This is a genomic window from Sphingobacterium hotanense, assembly GCF_008274825.1.
In the GTDB taxonomy this organism is placed as follows: domain Bacteria; phylum Bacteroidota; class Bacteroidia; order Sphingobacteriales; family Sphingobacteriaceae; genus Sphingobacterium; species Sphingobacterium hotanense.
Genome location: NZ_CP030848.1, coordinates 2079136 through 2104588, shown reverse-complemented (window position 1 = coordinate 2104588; position 25453 = coordinate 2079136). Strand labels below are relative to the sequence as shown.

Here is a 25453-nt window from a genome sequence, read left to right as displayed (position 1 = left end):
ATTGTTTCCTATGGTTAATAGTAGTTTATATTTTTACCCCTCCAACGTCAACAAAACTAAATCTAACATCATAATCTGATTTTCTTTCATCGATGATATGTTATGATTTCAACACAATTCTCTCCTGTGTCTCATCATACTTATAATTGAAAATAGTGTTATTTAATACAAGTTCAATAGCTTCATCGAGAACATTAATAGGAACGCAAAACCATTCTCTTGGAACAAATCGATTTCCACTCTGATCATAAATATCTAGATTTAAGCATACGGATCCGAAAAAACGATGTAAGAGGTTTTCTAAAGCTCGTACCTCAATTCCGTAACAATTATAACTAGCCACTATTTCTACATCTGCAAATAGATATGTTGCTTCTTTACTAGCATTTTTAATCCGTTCTTTGACGGGCAACTTGGAGAATCCAAGTTTATACAAGTTTTTTAAGCCATTAATTTCAGGATTTGATGATCTAGATCGTAGCACATAGATCCATCCTGACTGTAATGCTCCTTCTTGCGCAATATTGGCATTCTTAAATAATTGATTCTGTTGATTCTCATCGGTATCTGTAATCATTTTACCATTCTTATGAATAGCTTTCCCCAAGGATCGAAACAACATGTTACTGAATGTGCCGTTCTCGAATATCGTCACCGTACGACCTTCCAAGCGTACACCATCTTTTGGTTTAACAACTTTCTCCGCCTCGGAAACTTCCAGATAAGCAAGCAAACCATCTACAAGATAGAAATTCCCATCTTTTAGGTTTCTTTCAGCATCAGAAAACGGCAACAAGCGTCGTTTCCCTTGTTTTAATTCCTGATGTACCTGCTTAAACATCCGATCATATCGCTGAAATTCTTTTTCAGGCAATGCTTTACGCTGTGCGATATACTCCGCGTCTGCACGGCTCCCACTTTTTGGGGTGTGGACAAAATCAAAAATGGATGTATCACCTTCCATATCCAGCAATCCCATATCATCATTTGCCAAAATATCTTCTATAGATTCAATTTTGATGTGCTCTTCCTCCCCTAACAAATTAAATCGATCAAATGGTTTAAGTAAACTCTTTTTTTCTGGATTTGAACGCCATTCTTTTAATCTAGCAAATAACGCATATTCGGACATTGATGTTTTGGCGGGCTCTCTTTCATTCTTTTCAAAAAAAGAATTCAGCTCTTCAAATGCATCGATAAGACGATCCTCATCTGTGCTTAGATAATTACGATGGGGTTCCTTGGCGTTTAATAATCCAAAGTCGTCATCCTCGAAAATATCGTCCAATGTCTTAGCCATTTTTATTCTGTTTCCGTTTTGCGTCCTGCAAAAATAATAAAGCTTGCGCTAATCGTTGTTCTTTTGGATCGTAAGAATTAATATCAGGAGCCTTTCCCGTATTTAATTTCCATCGCTTTATAGCATCCCAAGAGGCAATTGCTTCCTCTTGCGTCATCTCAATCCTTGTAATATTTATGGCATCTTGGATAGACTTTAATACTGACTTGGTCACATTCTTAGATAGGATCTCAAAAGCCTTTTGGAACGGGTTGATTGTATCAATAAGATCAATATGTATGTCGTCAATATTGACAAATGAACCTGCCATACGAATAAACTTCTTTGAACCATGATCTTCTACTTCTCCATTTTTGATGACAGAATCGACAACGACGTATTGACGTACAGCTTCGACGTCTTCCGCGCTCAAATCGGGATATACCTCTCGGATAATCCGTGGGATAATGACTGTATTGATAACTTCAGGTTCTATGTTGCCAGGCATTGCCTTCAACATCGTATCATCTTGCAAAATCTTAGCTTTCAGATCATTTAGATCACTTTCTATAATATCTTTGGCTCGTTGTGAGGTTGGTTTCTTAAACCCACGAATTTTTATTGTATTTTCATCATCATCCGGTTCGTCCTCATCATCCATAGGCTTAAACTTAAAGTTGGGGGCTAACACCTGTTCCATCAACAAAGAAGCTGTAATGGCTTTTAACATGTTGTTGACGGCCAATTTGACATCGTCATCAACTGCGTCCGGTTGCGCAATCAAATTAGTAAACTGTGCGTGTGATTTGTTGCTGCTGTCACGCGTCGCGCGCCCAATGATCTGGATAATTTCTGTCAATGATCCTCGATAGCCTATCGTTAAGGCATGTTGACAATAAGGCCAGTCGAAGCCTTCTTTAGCCATTCCCAGCGCAATAATCATATCGATATCATCCGGCGAGCTGACGCCTCGCAAATAAGCCACGATTTTATCCCGTTCTTTTTGGTTGTCATTTACGAGGTCAGCTAACTTCAATATCTGACCAGACCGTTTGCTTTTCACATACAAGACACCTGTTTCCGTATCCTGATATTCCAAATCCCCTATACAGTCGATAATATGATTAACCTCTTCCAACTTCTCTTTAGAGGATTCAGCTGAATTCACGCTCGGTATATGAATAATGGTTTTAAGGTTTTCATCCAATATTTCCTCTAATGCCGACGTTCCCTTTTCCGGATCATATTTGTAATAGCGGCCTCGGTAGAAATGATACCCTATCCCCAATGACCGAAGATATTCGTAACCATTCAGCTGATCGTAATAATTGTAGGTAACCGGCGTAAACTTAGCTTCATCTTCCGGCAACAGTACCGGAACACTATCCCCCCGGAAATAAGAGCCTGTCATCGCTACAATATGTGCGCTGGACTTAGACATAATGTTCCGCAAAACATTGCCGAGAATATTTTCTCCATCGGCTGAAACATGGTGAAACTCATCTATCGCCAACAAGCAATCGTTAAAATCCGTCTCCTTCAATCCTTCAAAAGCAAAACGAAGTGTGGCATGTGTACAGATCAGAATACGCTCATCAGATTCCAAAAAAAGATGAAAAGCCTTTACTTTGCTCTTATCGCTTCCGGCTGTACATAAATTAAATCGCTGGTTAGGCTCCCAATTGGCATAGAATCCGTATTTAGTCAATTCGGTTGGCGCAAATGAATTGCCGATCGAACGCTCCGGCACGGCGACGATTACTTTTTTGATTCCCTGATTAACCAGTTTATCCAAAGCTAAAAACATCAAGGCTCTGGATTTTCCTGATGCAGGTGGTGCTTTTAGAAGCAAGTATTGAGCGGATCGAGCTTCATAAGCTTTTGCCTGCATTTCTCGCATACCTAAAGCATTCGTCGATTTGCTTTGACCAGTTTGTGCATAGGTCACGTTTACCAAGTTGATCGGTTTTATATATTCAGGATGTTTAATATCTTTTTGATCCATTCCTATGTGACTTTTTGTTTTTTAAGATACTTAAAATTTTTCACTCGGCTATCTGTCTTCCGATTTATCTAGTGCCAGTGCCAATTGATGTAGCTTCTTTGCCAATATCTTTTTATCTATCAACTTTGTTTCGTAGTCGGCAATCACGGATGGACTTGTATTGCGTGCCATAGCATATTCTACTACTTCATTGTCTTTTCCTTTGCAAAGCAAAACTCCTATACTTGCTTTCTCATGTGGTCGTTTCACATCTCTGTCCAAGGCTTCTAAATAAAAATTTAGTTTCCCTAAAAATTCTGGTTCAAAATCCTCAATCTTTAATTCAAACAACACTAAGCACTGTAGATCTCGATGGTAAAATAATAAGTCGGTATAATAATCTTTGTTGCCCACCTGCAATCGGTATTGATTACCCATATAAGTGAAGCCCTTTCCGACTTCCAGAATAAATTTCTGCAAATTAAGCGTTATTGCTTTTTCCAAGTCCTTCTCCGTATGCCCATCAGGCAAGTCCAAAAATTCAAACATATACGGATCACGGAATAAATCTTTTGGCAACCCTGATGTCGTGGAAGATATCAATTTATTTGATAACATCGTGCGCTCAAAAGTTGCCGTGTTGAGTTGCCGTTCCAACTCTCTTACCGACAATTTTTGAGTAATAGCCTGAAGAAGATAGAAAAGGCTTTCCTCTGCGGTTTTGGTTTTACTTAGAATGTGTAAGTGAGATGACCATTGTATTTGTGCCAACACTGTTGACACAAATTTATTATACAACTCGTCAGTGGGTTGTGATGGTGTCAACGCTGTTGACACTATTGCATTTTCGTTTTCCGTTTGTGTAGCTATTGGAGACATTGTCTCCACCCAAAGCGTAAAAACATCAGATTCAGGAGTGTAAAGCTCATAAAATTGCTTCATCCGGTAAAGGCCACGACGATTAAAACCCGATAAATTAGGTGCTTTCGATTGAATAAAATCAGCCAACTGCTGTACAGTTTTTTCGCCCCAAGTGCCAGCGTCTACTTTTCCTGATACAATTTTCCCTACATTAAAATACAATAGAACCAGTTCACTATTTGCTTTGCTATATGCACGGTCACGAGCATCCTGTATCAGCGTTAGAACGTGCTCAAAGTCTTGCTTATATTGGTGTTCAATGTTCATTTCTTCTTTCTTCCTTTCTTTTCTTTAGCAAACAAGGTATCCTTTCTGCTCATTTCGTCGTACAGCTTGAACAAGTACTCTAGACGTTCCTCATCTGAATTAAAAGGCGCTAAACGATAAATACGCTCTATGGCTAGATCCATTGCCAGGTGTGCCTGCTTCAACCCGGAAGGCATCGTCTCTGGGTTGTACATCCACGCCATGGTTTTCTCGCTATATTTCGCACGCTCGTCCAATATGTCAAAAACATATTGTGTGATGGTCTCTTTTTGTCTTTCATTAATAGAAGGAAAAGGAAAGGTATTGTAACACAACTTTGCGGAATAACGATAATCTGTTTTCAGTTTTCCACCGACAGCGTCTACCCAAACCATATGCATTTTGGAATGTAGCACGCCGAAGAGCCAAGGTTCAGCGTCGTAAATGGCCATCGCGGAATCTAATACAACCTGATCCGAGGGTAAGAACCCTATAGGTATATATTCTCTTTTTTCAGAAGAAACCCGAGGAATAATAATAGAACTATCAATAGCACTATTTCTGTCTCTAAATTGATGAGCACGTAAAGCCAGTTTATTTGTTCCTTTATCTTTACTATTTATACGGTGCTTTCTGCTTGCCTCGATTTTAGTTTTTATCGCTTCGAACTGAAGAGCTTCGTCCAATTCGCTGTCTTCTATCCATAGACAATACCTATTAATTCCGTTGATAAACTCTGTAGAACCAACCAGTCTTCGGATAAATTTTAGCACGTCTGGCGATTGCGCCAACATCGTGTTTTTTTCCTGTTCATCTAATATTAACCCTCCACCATCGTTTGGCATATTTCCAAAATTCATCCGAGGAAAATTGGAAATAGACTTCATTCTTTCGGCTATAATGGCATTGGGAGCGTCTAAAAGGTAGGCATTAATATTTTTCGTGTCTCGCTTTATATTGTCGACAAACAGAAATTTAGAACTGTTATCGATATTTCTTAAACCCACTATAATTACGGTGACCCCCGCGTTACCCTTCGCATTATTCGTCCATTTAAAGGAATGATGTGCAAAAAATATTTCGATTTTATCCCGTAATACTTTATCCCAAAGAAGAGCAACTTGCTGTCCCTGAGAAATGGAATTAGTAGAGACAAATGCCAACTTTCCATTTACGCCCTCTATATATTTCGAGCCTTTGTAAAACCAAATGGAAATATAATCTAGATCACGATATTTTGTGAAAGAACTAAATACAAAATCCATATCTGATTTTTGATCTGCATCCTGAATCCTCGCTCCCAAATACGGCGGATTACCAATAATATAGATCTCATCATTTGCTTTCTTCGGGCAAACTTCCTCCCAATTCATTCGAGCCGCATTCCCTTGCACAATGTTGCCCGCTTCTTTGAGTGGCAGTATCGGCTTCGATTGCCCATAATCCAATAATTCGGTCTCGAAAACTTGGTTTATCTGGTGTTCTGCCAGCCATAAGGATAATATCGCCATCTCATGTGCAAAGTCCTTGATCTCTATCCCGTAAAACTGCGTGAGCGATATGGACGTGAAATATATTTTGCGTTGCGATTTATCCAGATCGATCAACTGTTTGATGACCTGTATTTCCAGATTGCGTAGTTCTTTATAGGTAATGATCAGAAAATTTCCGCTACCGCATGCCGGATCAAAGAACTTAATTTTGGACATGCGTTGGAGCAACTTTTCCAAGCCGCGTGGATTTTCTTTATTTTTTTCAAACTCCTGTTCGAGTTCATCTAAAAATAAGGGCTTGATCAATTTGAGAATATTTTGCACGGACGTATAGTGCATCCCCAGATTGGTTCGTTCGGCCGGATCGGCTACCGCCTGTATCATGGAACCAAAGATGTCGGGGTTAATTTCCGACCAATCTAACGTTCCGGAATCCAATAAAATCTGCCGTGATTTTTGAGAGAATTCGGGGCATACGATAGCATCACGAAACAAGCCACCATTGACATAAGGGAAAGCATCAAGGTAACTAGGCAACTCCCCATTTCCTTGTTCTGTATTGAGTTTTTTGAATAGTAAGGATAAAAATGCATCCACATCGGATCCATCGGACTTTGTATTATTCGCTAAGGTTTCTGTAAATATACTTTTGACTGAAAAAATACCCGTGTCTTCTGCGAAATAGCAAAACAACAACCTCGATAGAAACAGATTCAGTTGGTGGCTACCTTGCGCTACCCAAAGTGGGTTATCGACAACGAGCATGTCGTAAAGTTCAGCGAGTTTATAAGCTGCTTCTCTATCTGCTTTATCGTCTGTGCTGACCCGATATATTTCAGCACCGGATAGCGGCAGGAAAAAATCAACTTGCTCCGGCAACTCATTTAAGGAGAACTCCTTATTGGTTTTTAACTTGGTATCGGTCGCCAACACGTTCTCAAAATCAGTGACAACGATAAATCGGGGCTTCTGTTTTAAGATTTTCTCATCTTTACCTAATTCATCGATCGTATGAATAAGCTGATCTGTTTCCTCTGCCTTAAAGAATATTTTGCCTTTGTAAAATAATTCTCCCTCTTTCTTGGAAAGATTATAGTCGCCTTTTCGTAAACGGGCAATGGTCGTTTTGGACAATCCAAAACAAGACAAAAAGTCGTATATGAAACTGCTATTATCAATACCTCGCGCAAGGTCAGTTAATTTTTCTTTGATTTCCGATTTCTGCATTCCGATTAAGCTAAAAAGGTGGATAAAGATACTAAAAGCAATATTCAATTAGATAGACAAAAGTAGAAAGTAATGTCAATATGACGGTGATTTCAATTTACGATGAAGGTGGAGTTTCACCGGTTCATTTCTCATCTCATACCAATCATCCAACACACCGGCATTTATAAAGGTGGTTTCACCTTTTGTAAAGCTACCGTAATCTTCATGGATATGTCCAAAAATATGGTATTTAGGCTTCACATGGTAAACACGCAATAATAATTCCTCGCACCCCGTTCGCTTTCCGTAAACCGTTTCGTCCAAAATACCGAAAGGTGGACCATGTGTTACTAAAATATCAATATCATCGGGTATTAGATCCCAATGTTTCTTTATTTCACCACCTCTATCACGATTAAAAGCCCAATCGTTGAACCAGGGTGTAATGGGTGATCCCCAAATCTTAATACCTTCAATTTCGACACTGGAATCATTGAGATAAACAATTCCGTCGGGAATCATTTTATCGATGACATCGGCATGGGCGTTTTCAAAGAAAAAATCATGGTTACCTGCAATGAATATCTTATGTCGGAATTTTAGATTAACAAACCAATCCAAAAAGTCCTGTATTTGTTCAGGGCGACCCGATCTACTGACATCACCTGCGTGGATAATAACATCCCCATTGGGCAACTTAAGCGATCTATGTTGTCCATGTGTATCTGAAATAGCTACTATTTTTAAAGGTTTATCTTTCAGCAAATTACCATACTTGATTTAATACAGCAAATTTACTCAAATAAAAATCGAGAAATCGTATTGGATATGTATTTAGATTCCTTTTTCAGGGAAAAAGTCTTTAAACGGAACATTCAATTCCTTAGATATCCGATTAAGGTGGTTTAAGTTCCATTTGGCAATATGTGTCGGATTTTCGACATTGCCGACAAATCCGACAGAAAGGTCAATCATATGCGCCAATTTAGCTTGGGAAATACCTTTGGAGATACGGATTTCCTTTACCTTATTGATTACAAATTGCTCTATATCAGTGCTGATTGACTCCTTTTGCATATAGATGCAATTAGCACAAAGAAAAGATAGAAAACACCTTCATATATGTGTGTGATTTTGTATATTTGATTTATGAAATGGGTATTTTGGTTTTTCGTTGTCAATATCATCAGCGTGATTGCGCTTATGAAAGGCTTTATTGGAGATGGGAATATGTTCGTTGGCGCTATTGTGGCTTTTTCCGCTTGGGGGTTATTTATTTGGGCGATTGCCTCTAACCAAGAGAGAAAAAGAAAATTAAGAAATAGGGAGAAAATGCTAGATGACTATCTAAGACAGCAATTGAGAAAATAAGTTTACTGGAATAATTTAATTAGAATTAATGATGCGAGGTACTATTTTGGGCATATTATGCCTTTTTGTTTTCATGAATGTATCATGTAAAAAAGACGATGAAAGTGACATTGATAATTCCCTCGAAAAGAAAGTAGTTGAAGTAAAGCTATCTTTCAGCTCAAATTTCCCTAGCTATTCATTAGGGTTAGGCTTGGAAGGAACGAGTGTCAACGGTGGGTTAGATGACAGCTTCAATTTTATTGGCGCAAATATTACGGATGAAAATAATATCGTATTACCAGAGGCAGTAATTAGAACCGCGAATTACGATGTTATACCAAACTCCCAACTTTCAATTAAAACATCCCATCCTGTAAGCACATTTTCCATCGCTATGACTGCTTCGAGCATTAAGGAGGATGTCAATGACCTGGAGCCGCTGTCTGTAACTGTGGACTTCTATATTGACGGAAAGAAAGTAAATTCCAAGTCTACAAAATTCGATTCGAATGAATTGAGCAGTCAAGTTTACGCAATCCATGTTGCTGAACCAGACAAGATTATTGATTCTACTGAATTTGAGTAAGATATGGGGATCATAAATCCCCACTATCTTTGAATGAATAGTATGCTATATCGGTCAGGATGATATGATCAACGATCTGGATATCAAGCAGCCGGCAAGCGTTTTCGATCTTATTGGTCAATTGTTTGTCGGCCTGACTTGGAATAAGGTTTCCTGACGGATGGTTATGTGCAACAGCTATACGTGTGGAATTAGATAGTAAAGCGTTGGACATTAATAACCTAATATCGACTAAAACCATATCCAAGCCTCCGTCAGCAATTTTTTGATAACCGACAACATCCAGTTTAGTATTGAAGTAAATGGCATAAAAGCTCTCACGTACGGATATCTCTTCAATGTTCCATATCTTTCTGAAAGCCTTATTCATGCGTTTGGAGCTATTAACAGCGGTGAAATCAGGTAACGATAAATTGTCATTTTTGTGATAAGATAAACGGAGTTCGTGGGCAATGAATTCATTTTTCATGGCATTAAAAATTAAAGTGAAAGAAAAAATTAATTAACGCCAATCCGGTCACGAGCCTAGAGCTTGACTAACGAAAGAAAAAATAAGCAAAATGGCGAAGCGAAGGAGGTTCCGTTCAACAGGAATGGATACCCATTTTTAGAAATTTTTTATTGGGTGCATTGGGAATCGATCTGAGGTTTGTCAAGCTGGCGACGTAACTTTGCGATTAATTAATGGTTCTCTCTCTTCCTTTAGTGCTCTACCTTTAAAAGTAGGCTTGACGGGACTAGCGCCAAGCCTATAATTACTATTCTTCTAAACCTTTAATTTCGTCCCGCTTATTATTGATTGAATGAATAAGCCTTTGTTCTTCCTCACGCTTAATAACAAGTTTTTCAAAACGCTCACTATCCCTGCGGAAAACAGAATCAACCTCATGCACAAATTCCGGTATTTCCAAAGCCATCAAGCGATAACGTATCTCGTAAGAACGTTTTTCGGCAAGTTGCTTGCCTTGTTCCCAAAACTGTCCTAACCCAAAGGAAATAATGGTAGCCATAAAGCTGAATATCAAAATGATCGGAAGTGATTTATAATCTAACGTATGCTTTTGCACCACATTCGTTTCTTTCGGGATACTATCTATTGATCGTAATAGCGAAGACTTACTCGAATTCAGCCGTTCGACAGCAGTATTGGCTATTGTGTCAATATTGGCTCCAATGTTTTGGTATTGTTCAATTGTCAAGAAGTATGGGGTTAGTGCAGCCAAAAATTCATCGACTTGCTTTTCCCGTTCCAAAACAAGTTCTTGCAACCTATTCAGTCCCTTAACCAGATTGTCATTCAATTTAACCGTGTCTTGGTTTGATTCATGTATCATCGGAGCAACCTTCACGAGGTCACGTACCAATGCGTCTACAGATGTTTCTATCTGCAGTAATTTTTCTTTTATCTGTTCCATTTCTGTAGAATTTAAATTTTACGTTTGCGTTTACGTTTCGGCGGATCATCTTCCGGCTCTGGAGTGATAACTCCGCCAAGGTCTAGCAATCCTAGAAGTGATTGAGATTGAAATTCCGACGGCTTGACTTCATATCCGGCCCCCATACCTTTTTCTTCCGTATTGTTGATAGGCAATGTTATAACATTAAAGGACTGTTCTATTTTTGAAAAAGAGAATTCCCTCCCAATTTCACTCCCTTTGAATCTAAAACCATCCTTTGAAAAGGATACTCCCTGAATTTCCTCAGAATTACCCTTAGATTTAAATTCGACATTTATCCCTTTTGAATTGAGGTAGTGGGTTAAATCTTGCCAGTCTTTACAGGCGTTTTTACCACAAGTTCCCTGTTGCAAGTAGTAGCGTATTTCTTTCTTTGTTTGGTAATACTTGTTTTTACTATCCGTATAAGGTGATTGTTCCCTTCTTTTGGTGAATCCATATTTGAGATTGATCTCCCTGACAGCTTTTAGCGAACGTATTTTAGAATAGTCTTCATTTAGTTTGCGATTGTTATAGCCATTCCTTGAAAAAATTATATGAGCGTGAGGGTGTCTCTTGTCACTGTGACGTACAACCAGCAGAGCTGTGTTCGATATTCCCATTTTGCCAAGATAATCTTGAGCAATAAGAGCCATCAAATTGTCCGACAACTTTCCATCGAGATTTTTGGAGAAGGAAAGCACAATATGTCCGAGAGGATTCTTGATTCTCTCGTTGCATTTCGCCAACAGTTCGAACTGCTTTGTTAGAAATTTTGGATCTCCGAGGCGTATCCCGTCGCTGTAGATGATTTTCGCTTCCTTTCTGTTCAGGCAGTAATCTAAAGAAGCCGCAAATCCTGCATTGGATTTAATGATCTTGGCTATCATCTTTCAAAAGTTTATTGATAAAAAAATCAAGGTGATCCAGTGAATTGATTAACCTGAACTCAATAGTATTATCTTTAATCTGCGAGTTTATTGTTTTTGCAATTTGGTTTAGATTGTTACCGATCATCGACAAATTGCGAAAAAATGACCGTTCTTCATCCGTAAATTTAGCTTCCACTTTCCTGTTAAAACAGGCGGTTCGTATATATCGGCTCACGCTCATATTTGCTGATTTAGACAAACTTTTTAGCCTTTGAAAATCCGACGGACTGAACCGGACTTCGACTTTTTTATTTAGATTTTCTTTTTTCATTGCTGTAATTTTTAGAGACCAACGGGATAACCTTCTCCCAAGACAAAATGTATTTGTCAGGGAAAAGGTACATCTTGCACTTTTCTATCTACCAGTAAATTTGATAGACGAAATCATTTCGTTCCAACTCTGTAGATGATCGTTCATGTCATTGACATTTTCATATAAGGCTGAAAGATCATCGACGTTTTGATGCCTGTTCATTAGTTCCTTTGTGGCAAGCTTTCCGGCATCGTCGTTGTCCAGATATAAATTGACCTGTCGATATTCCGAGGCATAGCCATCCAAATGATTCTTATTGGCCAAAGAATTCAGAACTAGTACATCTCCACCTATCAGATTTTGGAAATCTTTAAACATCTGCCAAAAGCTTAGCATCGAAAAACAACCTTCGAAAACCACCAATCGTTTACCAATACATCCATTTGAAAAAAAAGAAACACCGGAACCAAGATTTCCTTTGAAGTCCTTATTCCTTAGTGCAAAAGAGTTGGGATTTATAGTCGGCAATCCTATCGCAAAGAATTTCTTATTCCAGTTCGAATAATATACTTCTCTGCAATATTTCTTTGCTATTGGTATAGATATCCCTCTAGTTTGGAGGTATTGATTGAGAACTTCGTTGGTGCCGATATCTTTCGTGTAGTTTAATCTCATAGCGTTTTCTGAACGACTGGAAAATTCGTGTGTATTACCAGTTTCGTGATAAAATAAGTTTGTCACTTCACCCATCTTCTGTTGCAGTTGTTTCAGGCCTCCACCTTCCCCTAGTCCGAAATCAAACCATTGATCATTCTCGACCTTCATTGATGGAGTTCGATCCGGTCTGTACGGCGCATGGTAAATCAAATAGTTTCTATATCGTTTTGCAGGGAAAACCCCGTTTAAAGCCAAATAAGCTTCGATTATATTGTCGTTATTCATAAAATTTTATTTAGCTCGCACAATTCGTACACCTCGCACCATTCGAACTGTGCGAATGGTGCGAGGCAGTACGAGCGTACGAATATGTAAGAATTATTGTTCGGCTTTTTTTAGCCATTTTCGGATGGTTGATTCGCTACACTGTAGTTGCTTGCCAATTTGAACGTTAGAATAGCCCTTGCTTTTCAATTCCAACACCTGTTCGATGTTTTCTTCGTAACTAGAAGCCTCTTTCGATTTCAAAAGCTCTTTCTCATGGCGGAATCCAAGCTGATTGAATCCCAAGTAACCTTCGTTGGTCGACAATTCGCACAACAGCACATTTTCCTCGTCATAGATTAATTCGCCGCTTCTTACCTTGAGTTGCTTGATGTAGCGAAGACTTTTGTCAAATGCTGATCGACCTATCGTGAAAACAGAATCGGCGAAATTGGATTTCATTTTCGATCCTTGCAGGTCGTTGAGGCTGATAGGCTTCCATTCCTCTACCTTTTTGTTGTGTTCCAAGATCAGAAAGGTAATTCCCTCTTCAAACTTCATAGCCGACAAAGCATTCATAATCGGAATCGTTGACTTTGCAGTATCTGTAGAAGACGCAGTGACTTTCGTCATATTATCCAATACAACTACTTTAGCATCGACTTCCTTGATTCTGTCTTTTAACGACTGGATAAAGAACTGCTCATAATTGCCGTTTTCAGGTATCTCGTGCATGATTTCATATGTAGCACGATAGAATTTCTCAGGAAACTGGAAATGATTGCCGTCTGAATCTCGATATCGCTTTTCGAATTGCTTATCAGTCAATTCCAAATCAACATACAGTAGCACATAGCATAATGCGATATGCATAGCGATCTGAACGCTCAACGCTGTCTTTCCGATACCTGTATCCGCAAATAGGATTGTCAATTCACCCTCAACAACTAACGGTTCATAGAGAAACGTAGGGTCAGGAAGTAAAGAGGCATCTTTTAATGTCTGATTGGCAGTTTTGACAGCCAACAAGTTTAGTTCTTCTTTCATACGTTCTATATCGTTAGAAATGAAAAACTCGTCTTACTGCTTCAGATTTGATATCTTCCTCCGTAGCCACCGGATTCTTTAGTAGCCATTCGTTTATTTCTTGAATTTTGAAATAGACCAGCTTCCCATGAGGTTTATAATGTGGAACCTTTCTAGCCGAAGTAAGTTTATACATATAGGACGGTGAAATTCCAGTATAATTGCACACTTCGTCAAAAGTCAATGCTTCTTTCTTTCCGAGGAGAAGCTTTTCAATCTTTCTCAATTTGTCTTCAATTGTCTTCATGATTTTAACATTTTATGATTTAACCATTGATGTCGCGACCATCATGAAAGCAAAAGAAGAAAAAGAAAAAAAGCTCTACATTGAGAGCTTTTAGAGTTAAGTGAATTCTAAAGGAAATTTAACAGTTTATTAGTTCCTCACAGTATGCTTCAACAATTTCTTCCTTGCTATTAAGGAATGCATGTGCATTCTTGGAGGATGAGAAGTTCGAAGCTTTTATAACTTCTCCTTCCTCATTAACAAAAAACCGTTTGTTTTCTGCTATACTTCCCCATTTCTTAGGAACTAGGTTATGCTTATTCAAAATTGCAAAAAAATGCGCAAATTCACCATTATGCCTCACGGGTAATCTCTTTCCTTCTTTTTCATCCAGAAAGATGTCCTTTACGTCTTCTTGGGAAATATCCGTTCGAAACAAATTCAATTTTCTAATACAACGGTATAAGATAGGTATATGCGTTTCATCAAATACAGAAAATTTAACTATCTTTTTTATTTCACGTTCTGTGAAGTTTCTAAAACCATACATCGCTTCGAAATATTCAAAGCATTCATCGATCTTCCTTTTTTCCCATCCCCAATAATAAAACGAAATCGTCTTGACCTTTAGATAGAAATGGTATTCTTCCAACAATAAACGCTTGATACCAATATCATTAAGCTGTTTCTCTTTAAAAACTGCTTCCAGATACCCGATCGAAAACCTATTGATAGTATATATAGATATAATATAAGCTATAGGCGTCATTATTACCTTACCGATAAATTTGATCACCCCTAGACAATATGATTTGTTTTCTTCGAGAATTTCTGCCCCGAATTCTCTTATCATCCGTGTAATGTTTTTACAATAGAATTTATTAATGTAAATCAATGTATTCATAACGTTTCCTCCAATGTTAGAGTCGGTAATGACTCAATAGCATTTTTTTTCAAAATATCATTTGTATGCGTGTATCTTACCGTGTGTTTCAATCCGCTGTGTCCCATTAGTGCACCAACTGTTTTGATGTCTACCTTATTTTCTCCAGATAATAGTGCAAATCCAAAGGAATGACGTGCACAATGCCAAGTAATATGTTTCTTGATGCCTGCACGAGCAGTCCATTTTCTTAACGCTTTTAAACATCCGGTATGGCTCGGAAGTTCAAATACAAATTCGTCCCTATCATTAGGATTGGTCGGATAACCAATGAATCCAAGCAAACTATCGCTCAATGGAGTAATCACTACCGAGTTACTTGATTTGCCTTTGACCTTTTCCTGCTGTACTCGAATTATCCTATTTTCATAGTCAATATCACTATATTTCAGCGACTTGACATCACAAAATCGATATCCTGCATATAAACTTACGAAAAAAGCCCGTATTATATGTTGATTTTGATATGGGGTATTAGCCAATTTTCGATATTCATCAATGGATAAGATATCTTTTGATATAATGTTGTCCTGAGCAATACACCTAATACCATCACAGGGATTCTTCCTGATAATATCACGATCGACAGCAGACTTTATCACTTTCTTGAACCGTGCGAAATAGGTTCTTGCACCCTCTCCAACAGAATTTTCTTGCAGATAATCAACAAACTTCTGAACCATGAATCGGTCAATCTGGTCTGGCTTGAGTACCTGAGAGAGATTAGGATACCTTTCATTTACAAATGACTTAAACCTATTGAAAGAGCCGACAATTACCCTAACATCTTTTTTATCATAAGCATCAACATATTTTTGATAGTAATCCCAAAAATTAATCTTTAACTTGATTGGACTGGGTTTGCCAACATCTGCATACCGTAATTCTTTTTCTTTTTCAGCTCTGATCTCCATCGCCAAAGCTAGATTGTGTTTATTTAATTGTCTCTGTTCTGCCGTTCGTGGATTTGAATACAGATACAGGCTTAATGTCTCTTTCTTTCGGTTATGCTTTATCTTTAGCACACCGTCTGGATCAATGAACTTGTTATACCCTAAGTAGTATTCAAGGTATAAACTTAACCGCCCGTCATTTAATTGTTTTTGTAAAAGCTTAGGATTCTCCTTTGTTTTATTATTTATTTTCGCCATATCTCAGGGTGTAAAAAAGGTGTAAAAAATATACAAACATTGTCCAAACATCATGTTTTTATAACACCGCTAAAATAAATAACAAATTGATTAACAAAGAATTGACTTCCTTTGGGTAGAGGTTGTTTACTAGGTTTTGTTTCCGCCCTAGGTACTTGGAAAAAAGCTCATCGAAAGATGGGCTTTTTTATTTTATCGCCATTCTATTTTCTCGCGAGCCCATTTCTCCCGTTTTTCCGGATCAGTTTCAAAACCTGTGGACTACGCAAATAATTTGGTCAATCTGAACAGGAAGAAATTGATGTCACCTACACCTCTAAACTGACTTCTGAAAGCTTTTATCTTTGCATTGAAAGATTCTGCTGAAGCATTTGTACTCTTGTTGTCGAAGTAGTTCAATATTTTTTTGTGATGGATATTTATGGTTCTGGAGACGGTGTTGAATGACTTGAAGCCAGCCTGTTCCACTTTATCCGCCCATTTTGCCAACCTTGTAAAGGCGTAGATCTTATCTATGGTGGTGTTGAATATCCAAGAGAGTTCTTGGGATAGCCTGTACGCCTTTTCAATATCAGGATATCGCTCAAAGAGTACAGCAGCCCTTTCTCTTTGCTCGTAAGTCCATTTATGTTCACTTTTATAAAGCAGGTATCGGCTTCTTGCAAGTAACTGTTTGATGGTTTCACTGTTGGATAGGACTTCCGGAAAATAGGTTTCCTTATTCTTTCGTGCTTGGTCAATTGCCTGATTTTCATCGTCAATGGCCTGCCAGCGGTGCTTTATCCTTATTTCCTGAAGCGCTTCGGTAGCAAGTTGCTGAACATGGAAACGGTCTATTACCTGAACAGCATTGGGAAAGCATCTTTTGGCTATCAATCCCATATTACCGGCTAGATCAAGCGTTATCTCTTGAACTTTATTTCGTAATCTCTGTGGGATCTTTTGAAGGATCGGGATAATGTTCTCTGATTTTGTCCCGTTCAGTATGGCTACAATAGTCCCTTTTTTGCCCCGTGCTTCTTTATTGGTGACAACGGTATAGAGCTCGCCATGGGATAGGCAGGTCTCGTCAATAGAAAGATGGCCGCTGACATTCTGTGGGAAGATCAATCCATCTCGCGCATTTTCGCGATGCTCCCAATCCTGGAAACCGCTCAGTTTATTGCGGTAGTATCTCCTTAGTTTACTGGCTGATATCCCATAGAATGAACTGATGGTCTGAATGCTATGAGCCTGGTTGTCCGCTGATACCTTTTAAAAAAGCTGCGAAATCCTGTGTGATGCGCGTCCCTTTGGCTACTAGTTCCCAATTTCTGTAGACTACTTTATCGGTATCCTGATTGAGCCACCTGCGGCGCTTGACATGAAGATAGACCTGCATGCCACGGATAGGAAAATCTTGAAGGGTAACGGGTTCGAAAAACCCCTTGGAAATCAACTTCTGGCCTTGATATTCTTCAGGTGTATTATTGAGTTCCTCCAGAAAGATATCCAGTCTTTTTTCTTCTTTGGAATAGTGGGTCATCTCAAAATAATCGGAAACTCCTTCGGGAATAATTAAGGGCATTAACGCGTTGAAAGATTCGTGCATCTGTATAAATATCAAAACACAAATATCTAATTATTTTTTATCCCCTCCACAACTTTTGTACATGACCCGTTTTTCCAAAAAGATCCCAGCCTAAATTTCATTCTCCTGCGCGAAGATTCTGCCATTTACAACTACCATCCATTCCATATTACATCAAAGGAAAACTCTCTCAAACTAAACATAGAGATTACCTATTTTCGATACTCTTTCATAAATACCCTAATAATTTATAAATTAATTAATAAAGATATCATATTTGCAATCACATCATATTTACATCTTCTATAGATTAATTTCTTAACAATGAACTTTAATCGCATTGTTTTCATATTTATAATCATCTTATACAGCGTATTAGGTCTTAAGGTACTGCAAACTGAACTGTTAAACGGGATGTGGGGAACTGATGCGCTATCGGAATGGCTTGTTAACTACCAAGCTGGTATTGTTCGAAGAGGATTTGCTGGAGAAGTCCTTTTTCAGATAAATTCTTCATTTGATCTTCGACCAGAAATGCTTATCAAGTCGATATCCACGATTAGCATCCTTTGGTTAAGCGTAATATTTCTTAAGACATTAAAAAGAGTCGGTATTCGGTTATTCTATGCTGCTCTGCCCATTATCGGGGTAAGTATCTTCTACTTCCATCCTCATTTCTCAGGATTACGGAAAGATCCGCTCTTACTTTTGATCGCTTACTACTCGATTTATCATTTATATAATTATCAAAAAAACAAGAAGCTTTCTTCACTCCTATACTGGCAAGCATTACTTATTCTGGGAATATTCCTACATGAAGCCTTCTTGTTTTATGGAGCTCCAATACAACTGTTAATATATTTTTTTACGGATCCTATCAATGCTCAAAATGGTTGGATTAAGAAATCCGTATCACTAACACCCTTGTTGGGAAGCAACTTAATCAATTTCTTAAATAAAGGCGACAAGACAATTGCCGATAGCATATTCGACTCATGGCGCCCCTATTTGCAAAGTCAATATGGGGCGGATGTTTCCATTGAAAAAATGCTATCAATAAGGGCGCTAGGTTGGGACACATTAGAAACTGCCAAATTTCACTTAGATTTGAACTTCTTTAACACTGACAACTTTGGAATTCCGGGCATCTTCTTTTTCTTACTCATATTCGTCGTAATAATCTATGTATTTGCGAACTGCAATTTTAAATACCCTAAATTATCGCAGCAAGAAAACTTTGAAATCTTTATAACTATCTGGTTAAGTGTTTTCATGCTGATGTTGCCACTCTTTACGGTCTTGTCATGCGATTATTTAAGGCTATTTGCATACCTGAACTTAACTACCATATTTATATACGATAAATTCTCAGGAATAATTGCAAAAAACACCGGAGTGTTAAACGCGCTTAGACCATTTTCTAATCGTATTTCAGCCACAGTGTATAATCCACGGAATAAATGGATCTTCAATAAAGGAATATACATATTTACCATCTTCTTTTTTCTCACTTACTCACCCGCAGGGATAAAATTAGACGAAGCCTTTAAGGTCTCGATCGCTGGCAGATTCTATCAAAAAGCAATAAGAGCATGGGAAATTTATTCGCACTAATAAGGCCTAAACATTGGACCAAGAACCTATTTGTGTTCTTGCCGCTTTTCTTCGCCGGCGAGCTTGGAAACAAGGATTTACTAGCGAATTGCCTCTTAGCGTTCGTCGCTTTTAGCTTCGTAGCAAGCGCTATTTACTGTATTAACGATATCTTGGATATCGAAGAAGATAGAAAACATCCGAAAAAACGATATCGACCAATCGCCTCAGGCGCGGTCTCCATCCGAACAGCAATCATTATCTGCGTGGTTTTAGTTGTTTTGGCATTTTCAATAATCTATTTGTTGTCGCAGACCAACATGTGGCAACAAATATTCATACTTGTATGTTACTTCGTATTAAATATTTTATACTGTTTCCTTCTAAAAATGATCGCTATTATCGACGTGATGATAATTGCAAAAGGATTCGTCTTAAGAATATTAATGGGCGGATCGGCAACAAATATTGAATTGACACATTGGATTATCATCATGACCTTTTTGCTTACTCTTCATTGGCTTTGCAAAGCGTCGCGACGATTTGGTAATACAAAAAAATAACGGCACAGTCCTCCGAAAGAATACTAATCGATATAACCTAGAGTTTATCAACCAAGTATTGTGCTTACTTGGAGGAATAACCATTGTTTGCTATATCATGTACACCGTATCCCCTGAAGTAATTGAACGCTTTAACTCACCGCATATCTATTTGACCACTATCTTTGTTTTAGGCGGAATCGTTCGATATTTACAATTAGCACTTGTTTATGAAAGAACCGGAAGCCCTACAGAAATACTCCTCAAAGATCGCTTTATCCAATCAGGCCTCCTACTCTGGATCCTATCCTTCTACCTAATCATCTATTTAAATGAATAAAAAGCATCTCGAGTTATTTGACTTTGACGGAACATTAACCCGCAAGGATACCTTCGTCGATCTGATCAAGTTCCAGTTTGGAATCGCAAAGTTATTGCTAGGCTTTGGAATGTATTTACCCCATCTGTTCTTGATGAAAGTGAAGCTTTATTCCAATGCCAAAACTAAACAGAAGATCTTCAAACACTTTTTCAAGGGAACGGATATCGATAGTTTCAACAAACTTTGCCAATCCTACTGCGATAGCCGATTTCTTGAAATCATGCGCCCTTCAGCATTGACCTACTTAGAACAGTCCAAAGCCGAAAAAGCCATTGTATCAGCAAGCATTCAAAATTGGGTAAAATGTTTCGCAGAGCGACTAAATATTGAAATAATACTAGCTACTGAGATTGAAATCGACGAATACGGAAAACTTACAGGAAATTTTTCATCCAACAACTGTCATGGCGACGAAAAGGTCGTGAGGATAAAAAGTTTAATTGACGACAGATCTTCCTTCCAAATCACAGCATTTGGAGACAGCAACGGAGATAAGGCGATGATAAAATATGCTGATAAAGGACATTATAACTATTTCAAATGAAAACATACCTACTCAGCCTGATTCTAAGTATCGGTCTCGGCGCGGTCGCTCAGCTCCTACTCAAGAAAGCCGCATTATTGGGCACTGCTACGCAAGCAATAGAAAAGTTTAAACAGTTAACTGCCACTCCTTTTTTGTGGGGCGGCTTGCTCTGTTATGGCTTAAGCTTGGTATTTTGGCTAGATGTACTCTCCAAATTAGAACTAAGTCGAGCATATCCCCTCGTGAGCTTAGGTTACATCGCATCGCTGATCCTCGGATATTTTTTTCTTCATGAGCCAATCACCCTATCAAAAGTAATTGGCATTACCTTGATCATTTCTGGGGTATATTTTATCGCACGTTAAATAAAAAAGCTATACATCCTCTCCCAATATCGCCAGTCAAACGAGTGCATCCTCTCCCTCAATTCTTGTAATCTTCCTTCAGGTTAGCTATCTTACGGCAAAACCTAAAAGCTATTTATGATCAAGAAAGGATTTGGAATCAAGAATATTGCCGAAATGCTGGGCATCTCTGTTTCTACGGTATCTAGAGCATTGCGCGATGCGCATGACATCAACCCGGAAACCAAAGAAAAAGTACTCAAGCTGGCCAAAGAACTCAATTTCAAACCCAATAAAAATGCCGCTGCACTAGCCTCCGGAAGCACCAAAAACATTGGCGTTATCATCCCGTTTATTACAAACTATTATTTCAGCACGGTCATATCCGGAATACAAGAAGCAGCCTATCAACTCGGATACAATATCATTCTATTTGTGACCAATGATGAAGAAGAGCGCGAAAAACAACTCATCGAAAACCTGGACCTCGCAAGCCTTGATGGTCTTTTGATATCTTTATCCTCAAATTCCAGCAGCATAGAGCACTTCGAATCACTAATAAATGAAGGCCTTCCCTTAGTATTCTTTGACCGCGTTCCGAATGAAATCAATGCATCCAAAGTGATGCAAAGCGACTTTGAAGGAGCGTTCCTGGCGACAAGCCATCTAATTCGAAAAGGATACAAGCGCATAGCACACCTAGCAGGGCCGGAAAGCCTCAAATTCACACAAGAAAGATTAAGGGGATATTTAAGTGCTTTGAAACAAGCTCAAATTCCCGTTTATGAACAGTATATCATACATTCCGGATTCTCTCCTCAGCATGGCTATGCCGACACTCAGCAATTGCTGGCATTAGAAGAACTTCCTGATGCGATATTCGCTGTAAACGACCGTAAGGCTATTGGAGCAATTCAAGCGCTGAAAGACGCTAAAAAACGTGTCGGAGAGGAAGTCGGCGTTATCGGATTTACAAACGACCCCATGTGCACCGTGATAGAGCCTAATTTGACAACCGTAGAGGAACCGGCCTTTCAAATTGGCGAGCAAAGTTGTGAACTATTGATCAAGCATATCAAAAATAAACAGTTCGAGCCGCGTTCAGTACTTATCCCATGCCGACTCATTGCAAGAGATTCTACTTAACATTCAAAAAAAATAGCCACTTCGTTCTCGAAGTGGCTACCAACTATATGTTAATTAATCAATAAACCCACGTCTATTACTTCTCATAAACGAAGCGACCTTCTATCATGGTTTTTTGAACCTGGATATTTTCATCAAACAATATCAAATCAGCTTGTAAGCCCTTGCTGATCGCTCCAATCTGATGCTGTAAACCTAATATTCTCGCAGGATTAACGGTAAGCATATGCACAGCATCTTTAAGTTCCAAACCAGCTATCTTTGTCATCGTGCGAATCAATCGATCAGCCGTCGCTACGCTTCCCGCAAAGGATTTACGATCCGGAAGTTTAGCAACCCCATCTTCCACCACCACAGCAAGACCATTTTCTTTACTACCCAAGATACTTTCTGTCGCATCAGTTCCTGCTGCACGCATCGCATCGGTAATCAAAATAATTTGATTCTTCGCCTTAACCTTCGTGATCAGTTTCAAAAATGGCTCCGGCAGGTGTGTCCCATCCGCAATAATTTCCACATCGATATCATCAATCAGTAAGCAGGATTCTATCGCACCTGCATATCGGTATGCATTCCGTCGCGTCATACCCGACATGCCGGAGTAAAGATGCGTCGCTAATTTATAACCAGCCTCCACTCCTTTTACCACCTCGTCGTAAACCGCATCCGTATGTGCTAAAGCCAATAAAATCCCCTCTTCGCAGACCCGCTGCCCAAAGGTCAACGCTCCTGGCAATTCCGGTGCTGCGCTCCATCGAGCTATCAAATGCTTGTATTTAGACAAGATGGGCTCATATTCCTCAGGATTAGGATTCCGAATATATCGAGGATCCTGAGCACCGCGCTGTTCCATCGCAAAGTATGGCCCTTCCAGGTGCAGACCATAGAACCTCGCTCCTTTTTCATTCTTCTCCAACGATTTTGCGTAAACCTCAAACGTTTCCAAGAGTAAATCTTGTTCGCTGGTTAAGGTGGTAGGCAACATAGCCGTCGTACCAAAACGCGCATGCGTTTCCGCAATGTTAAGATAGGCATCAATGTCGTTATCCATAAAGTCCGAACCGCCACCACCGTGAATATGAATATCGATAAAGCCCGGCGACAAGTAATGCCCTTGCGCATCGACAATTTCGTGATTACTACTCGCTTTGGGCCAATCTGTTGATTCCTCAACAGCCACGATCCGGCCATTTTCAATACTCACATAACCCTTCTCAATAACTCGAAAAGGGGTAATAATTTTCACATTAATTATACTGATCATCGTTAGGTTGATTATTTCCAAGATTTAAAACGGTGCCCGATGAAGGCATAGAACACAATATACAAAAAACATGGAACTAATACCCAATAAGCCGTTTTTACATCGTGAGAATCTGCAACCAACCCGTAGATCATCGGCAATATCGCGTTCCCACATAGCCCCATAATTAAGAGAGCGGAACCCTGTTTTGCGTATTTGCCAAGTCCATCTAATGCCAATGGCCAAATACCGGCCCATATCAAAGCATTAGGAACTCCGATCATCGCCAAAAACCAAATGGACACATCCAAATGATGGCCGAGCCAATTCACTTGATAGCTCACTAGGCAAACTAATAAGGATAAGATTAGCCCAACGATTGAACATATTTGCAGCATGCGTTTTTGTGATATCAGTGCAGGTATCAAGGTGATACCCAAAAGATAGCCAATAATCGTTGCCGTCAATACATAAGACGGTAATGCCTTAGCTTCTAACAAGGAAAGCCCCATTGCACCCGCATAATTAATAATGGTGTCAATGGCGATAACTTGTGTCCCGACATGCAGAAAGATAGCGACAGCTCCTAATACCAAGTTAGGAAACTGAAAAACACCAGACTTCGATTCGGCATCTTTGTCTTCCTCCCGGTTTTCAATTTCAGGCAACGGTGAATATTTCACGAAAAGCCCTATCAGAAATAATACCGCAGCAACGACTATATAAGGCACTACGACACGCAAAATAAGCTCGTCGAGCGTTTGTGCTCTCGTCACTTCATCCATTAAAGGAATCTGCTTGAACAACTCATTATCCGTCGGGCGCAGAATAGCCCAAGAGAACGCAAGGGGGGCCAGAATCCCGGCCCCTTTGTTGCATATCCCCATTATACTAATACGCTGTGCTGCACGCTCCTTCTCACCGATCATGGTGATATATAAATTCGCTACAGTCTGCAATACCGCAAGGCCAGAGCCTAGCGTGAACAAGCCGAGCAAAAATATCGCATATGTTCTGCCGTAAGCCGCCGGCACGAACAATAAAGCGCCCACAGCCATGATCCAGAAACCAATCGTAATCCCCCTTTTATAACCAACGCGCTTGAGTAGATAAGACGACGGCATAGACATAACCAAATAGGAAATATAGAAAGCAAAGGCAACTAAATAAGATTGAAAATTCGTCAGCTCACAGGCAATCTTAAAATATGGGATTAAAATGGCATTGACCCAGGATACAAACCCGAAGACAAAGAACATCGTCCCAATGATGCCTATGGAAATTAAGGTAGTGCGTCTATCTAAAACTTGTGCGTTCATAAGTTAGGTTAAAGGTTTAAAGATTATAGCAAAGAAGCTGATCCTTTGTCTAAATAGCAATAGCAAGCAGGATGATTTTGCAAAATACTCGCCGGATGTAGATTGGAAACTTCTTTCGTCAGACAGTTCTTCACCGCAAGCGCCTTCCGCTCATCGGGTACAGCACAGATTATTTTTTTCGACTTCATGATCTGCTTGATAGACATCGAAATTGCCTGCAATGGCACTTCATCGATGCTATTAAACCATCCCTCGCCCATTTGCTGCTGTCTGCAAATAGCATCCAAGTCGACAACGAGGTAAGGATCTTCTACGTCAAAATCTGCCGGCGGGTCATTGAATGCTAAGTGACCATTCTCACCGATTCCAACGAAGGCCACATCGATTGGGTAATTTCTAATAATATCTCCTAAGCGGTTGCACTCTTCCTGCGCATCCCCTTCTCCATTAATAAGCACCACTTCTTTCAAAGTTCCGACCTTATCAACAAACCGCTCGTTCAAATATTTCCTAAAGCTTGCTTTGTGCGTAATCGGCATACCGATATATTCATCCAAATGAAACATACGGACTTTAGACCAATCTATTTCCTTATCTTCTATCAAAGTCTCCAATGTCTCAAACTGACTTTGCCCCGTAGCCAAAATGATATTTGCTTCGCCTTTCTCACGGATAACTTCTTTAATCAGTTCCGCTCCCTTTGCTCCAGCATGAGCCCCTAAAGATTCCCGATCCGGGAAAATTTCTACATTCATATTCTCTAAGCTTT

The 25453-nt window shown here is 39.2% G+C and carries 28 protein-coding genes; 8 read left to right on the top strand and 20 right to left on the bottom strand.

Annotation, left to right across the window (positions count from 1 at the left end; translation table 11 throughout):
• Nucleotides 1-100: 100 nt before the first annotated feature.
• From DSM08_RS08695 to DSM08_RS08670, 6 genes are all read right to left on the bottom strand, one after another.
• Nucleotides 101-1300, bottom strand: a complete 1200-nt coding sequence (locus tag DSM08_RS08695; protein WP_149525794.1) for a GIY-YIG nuclease family protein — start codon at nt 1298-1300, stop codon at nt 101-103.
• Entirely contained in the window at nt 1293-3284 is a 1992-nt protein-coding gene (locus DSM08_RS08690) for a DEAD/DEAH box helicase (RefSeq protein ID WP_149525793.1), read from the bottom strand. Before DSM08_RS08690 ends, DSM08_RS08695 begins: the two co-directional genes overlap by 8 nt.
• Before the next feature lie 48 nt (nt 3285-3332).
• A complete protein-coding gene (locus DSM08_RS08685; RefSeq protein ID WP_149525792.1) occupies nt 3333-4451 on the bottom strand; it encodes a PDDEXK nuclease domain-containing protein in 1119 nt (372 codons plus the stop codon).
• Nucleotides 4448-7150, bottom strand: a complete 2703-nt coding sequence (locus DSM08_RS08680; protein WP_149525791.1) for a class I SAM-dependent DNA methyltransferase — start codon at nt 7148-7150, stop codon at nt 4448-4450. The genes DSM08_RS08685 and DSM08_RS08680 overlap by 4 nt, the downstream gene beginning before the upstream one ends.
• A gap of 75 nt (nt 7151-7225) precedes the next feature.
• Complete coding sequence (locus tag DSM08_RS08675) at nt 7226-7897, bottom strand: metallophosphatase domain-containing protein (RefSeq protein ID WP_246172537.1); 672 nt, start codon at nt 7895-7897, stop codon at nt 7226-7228.
• Between the two features lie 69 nt (nt 7898-7966).
• Nucleotides 7967-8209: a helix-turn-helix domain-containing protein gene (locus DSM08_RS08670; protein WP_149525790.1), complete on the bottom strand. Its 243-nt coding sequence runs from the start codon at nt 8207-8209 to the stop codon at nt 7967-7969.
• A 72-nt stretch (nt 8210-8281) separates the two neighbouring features.
• Between DSM08_RS08670 and DSM08_RS08665 the strand changes: the two genes are divergently transcribed.
• Together DSM08_RS08665 and DSM08_RS08660 are read left to right on the top strand one after the other, a co-directional pair.
• Nucleotides 8282-8503, top strand: a complete 222-nt coding sequence (locus DSM08_RS08665; RefSeq protein ID WP_149525789.1) for a hypothetical protein — start codon at nt 8282-8284, stop codon at nt 8501-8503.
• A gap of 28 nt (nt 8504-8531) precedes the next feature.
• Nucleotides 8532-9071, top strand: a complete 540-nt coding sequence (locus tag DSM08_RS08660; RefSeq protein ID WP_394344162.1) for a beta-barrel fold lipoprotein — start codon at nt 8532-8534, stop codon at nt 9069-9071.
• A 10-nt stretch (nt 9072-9081) separates the two neighbouring features.
• On the opposite strand, the gene DSM08_RS08655 is transcribed toward DSM08_RS08660, so the two are convergent.
• The 11 genes from DSM08_RS08655 to DSM08_RS08605 form a co-directional block, all read right to left on the bottom strand.
• Entirely contained in the window at nt 9082-9540 is a 459-nt protein-coding gene (locus DSM08_RS08655) for a JAB domain-containing protein (protein ID WP_149525787.1), read from the bottom strand.
• Between the two features lie 289 nt (nt 9541-9829).
• Entirely contained in the window at nt 9830-10486 is a 657-nt protein-coding gene (locus tag DSM08_RS08650) for a hypothetical protein (protein WP_149525786.1), read from the bottom strand.
• A gap of 11 nt (nt 10487-10497) precedes the next feature.
• Nucleotides 10498-11397 carry a relaxase/mobilization nuclease domain-containing protein gene (locus DSM08_RS08645; protein ID WP_149525785.1) on the bottom strand — a complete coding sequence of 300 codons (900 nt, stop codon included), beginning with the start codon at nt 11395-11397 and terminating at the stop codon, nt 10498-10500.
• Nucleotides 11378-11710: a plasmid mobilization protein gene (locus DSM08_RS19425; RefSeq protein WP_149525784.1), complete on the bottom strand. Its 333-nt coding sequence runs from the start codon at nt 11708-11710 to the stop codon at nt 11378-11380. The genes DSM08_RS08645 and DSM08_RS19425 overlap by 20 nt, the downstream gene beginning before the upstream one ends.
• A gap of 84 nt (nt 11711-11794) precedes the next feature.
• Nucleotides 11795-12634, bottom strand: coding sequence for a toprim domain-containing protein (locus DSM08_RS08635; RefSeq protein ID WP_149525783.1), 840 nt, complete (start codon nt 12632-12634; stop codon nt 11795-11797).
• 93 nt (nt 12635-12727) lie between these two features.
• Nucleotides 12728-13660 (bottom strand): AAA family ATPase, encoded by a 933-nt coding sequence (locus tag DSM08_RS08630; protein WP_149525782.1) that lies wholly within the window; start codon nt 13658-13660, stop codon nt 12728-12730.
• Between the two features lie 13 nt (nt 13661-13673).
• Nucleotides 13674-13946 carry a helix-turn-helix domain-containing protein gene (locus tag DSM08_RS08625; protein ID WP_149525781.1) on the bottom strand — a complete coding sequence of 91 codons (273 nt, stop codon included), beginning with the start codon at nt 13944-13946 and terminating at the stop codon, nt 13674-13676.
• 118 nt (nt 13947-14064) lie between these two features.
• Complete coding sequence (locus tag DSM08_RS08620) at nt 14065-14778, bottom strand: hypothetical protein (RefSeq protein WP_187774019.1); 714 nt, start codon at nt 14776-14778, stop codon at nt 14065-14067.
• Nucleotides 14779-14825: 47 nt separating this feature from the next.
• Complete coding sequence (locus tag DSM08_RS08615) at nt 14826-16019, bottom strand: tyrosine-type recombinase/integrase (protein WP_149525779.1); 1194 nt, start codon at nt 16017-16019, stop codon at nt 14826-14828.
• Nucleotides 16020-16280: 261 nt separating this feature from the next.
• Nucleotides 16281-17216, bottom strand: coding sequence for an ISAon1 family transposase (locus tag DSM08_RS08610; protein WP_223110921.1), 936 nt, complete (start codon nt 17214-17216; stop codon nt 16281-16283).
• Nucleotides 17217-17244: 28 nt separating this feature from the next.
• Complete coding sequence (locus tag DSM08_RS08605) at nt 17245-17610, bottom strand: ISAon1 family transposase N-terminal region protein (RefSeq protein WP_149525777.1); 366 nt, start codon at nt 17608-17610, stop codon at nt 17245-17247.
• Nucleotides 17611-17913: 303 nt separating this feature from the next.
• Between DSM08_RS08605 and DSM08_RS08600 the strand changes: the two genes are divergently transcribed.
• The 6 genes from DSM08_RS08600 to DSM08_RS08580 all read left to right on the top strand — a co-directional run bounded on the left by DSM08_RS08600 (nt 17914) and on the right by DSM08_RS08580 (nt 22122).
• A complete protein-coding gene (locus tag DSM08_RS08600; RefSeq protein ID WP_149525776.1) occupies nt 17914-19203 on the top strand; it encodes a hypothetical protein in 1290 nt (429 codons plus the stop codon).
• Complete coding sequence (locus tag DSM08_RS19135; RefSeq protein ID WP_223110887.1) at nt 19182-19745, top strand: UbiA prenyltransferase family protein; 564 nt, start codon at nt 19182-19184, stop codon at nt 19743-19745. Before DSM08_RS08600 ends, DSM08_RS19135 begins: the two co-directional genes overlap by 22 nt.
• A 97-nt stretch (nt 19746-19842) precedes the next feature.
• Nucleotides 19843-20064 (top strand): UbiA prenyltransferase family protein, encoded by a 222-nt coding sequence (locus tag DSM08_RS19130; RefSeq protein WP_223110886.1) that lies wholly within the window; start codon nt 19843-19845, stop codon nt 20062-20064.
• Nucleotides 20057-20650: an HAD family hydrolase gene (locus tag DSM08_RS08590; protein WP_149525775.1), complete on the top strand. Its 594-nt coding sequence runs from the start codon at nt 20057-20059 to the stop codon at nt 20648-20650. The genes DSM08_RS19130 and DSM08_RS08590 overlap by 8 nt, the downstream gene beginning before the upstream one ends.
• Nucleotides 20647-20997: an SMR family transporter gene (locus tag DSM08_RS08585; RefSeq protein WP_149525774.1), complete on the top strand. Its 351-nt coding sequence runs from the start codon at nt 20647-20649 to the stop codon at nt 20995-20997. Before DSM08_RS08590 ends, DSM08_RS08585 begins: the two co-directional genes overlap by 4 nt.
• 117 nt (nt 20998-21114) lie before the next feature.
• A complete protein-coding gene (locus DSM08_RS08580; protein ID WP_187774018.1) occupies nt 21115-22122 on the top strand; it encodes a LacI family DNA-binding transcriptional regulator in 1008 nt (335 codons plus the stop codon).
• 76 nt (nt 22123-22198) lie between these two features.
• Here the strand turns inward: DSM08_RS08580 and nagA are convergent, their stop codons facing one another.
• Genes nagA through DSM08_RS08565 form a run of 3 tightly spaced genes read right to left on the bottom strand, consistent with a single transcriptional unit; the run spans nt 22199 to nt 25439 of the window.
• A complete protein-coding gene (gene nagA / locus DSM08_RS08575) occupies nt 22199-23386 on the bottom strand; it encodes an N-acetylglucosamine-6-phosphate deacetylase (protein ID WP_149525773.1) in 1188 nt (395 codons plus the stop codon).
• Nucleotides 23387-23397: 11 nt separating this feature from the next.
• A complete protein-coding gene (locus DSM08_RS08570) occupies nt 23398-24684 on the bottom strand; it encodes a sugar MFS transporter (protein WP_149525772.1) in 1287 nt (428 codons plus the stop codon).
• 23 nt (nt 24685-24707) lie between these two features.
• A complete protein-coding gene (locus DSM08_RS08565) occupies nt 24708-25439 on the bottom strand; it encodes a glucosamine-6-phosphate deaminase (protein WP_149525771.1) in 732 nt (243 codons plus the stop codon).
• Between the last annotated feature and the right edge of the window lie 14 nt (nt 25440-25453).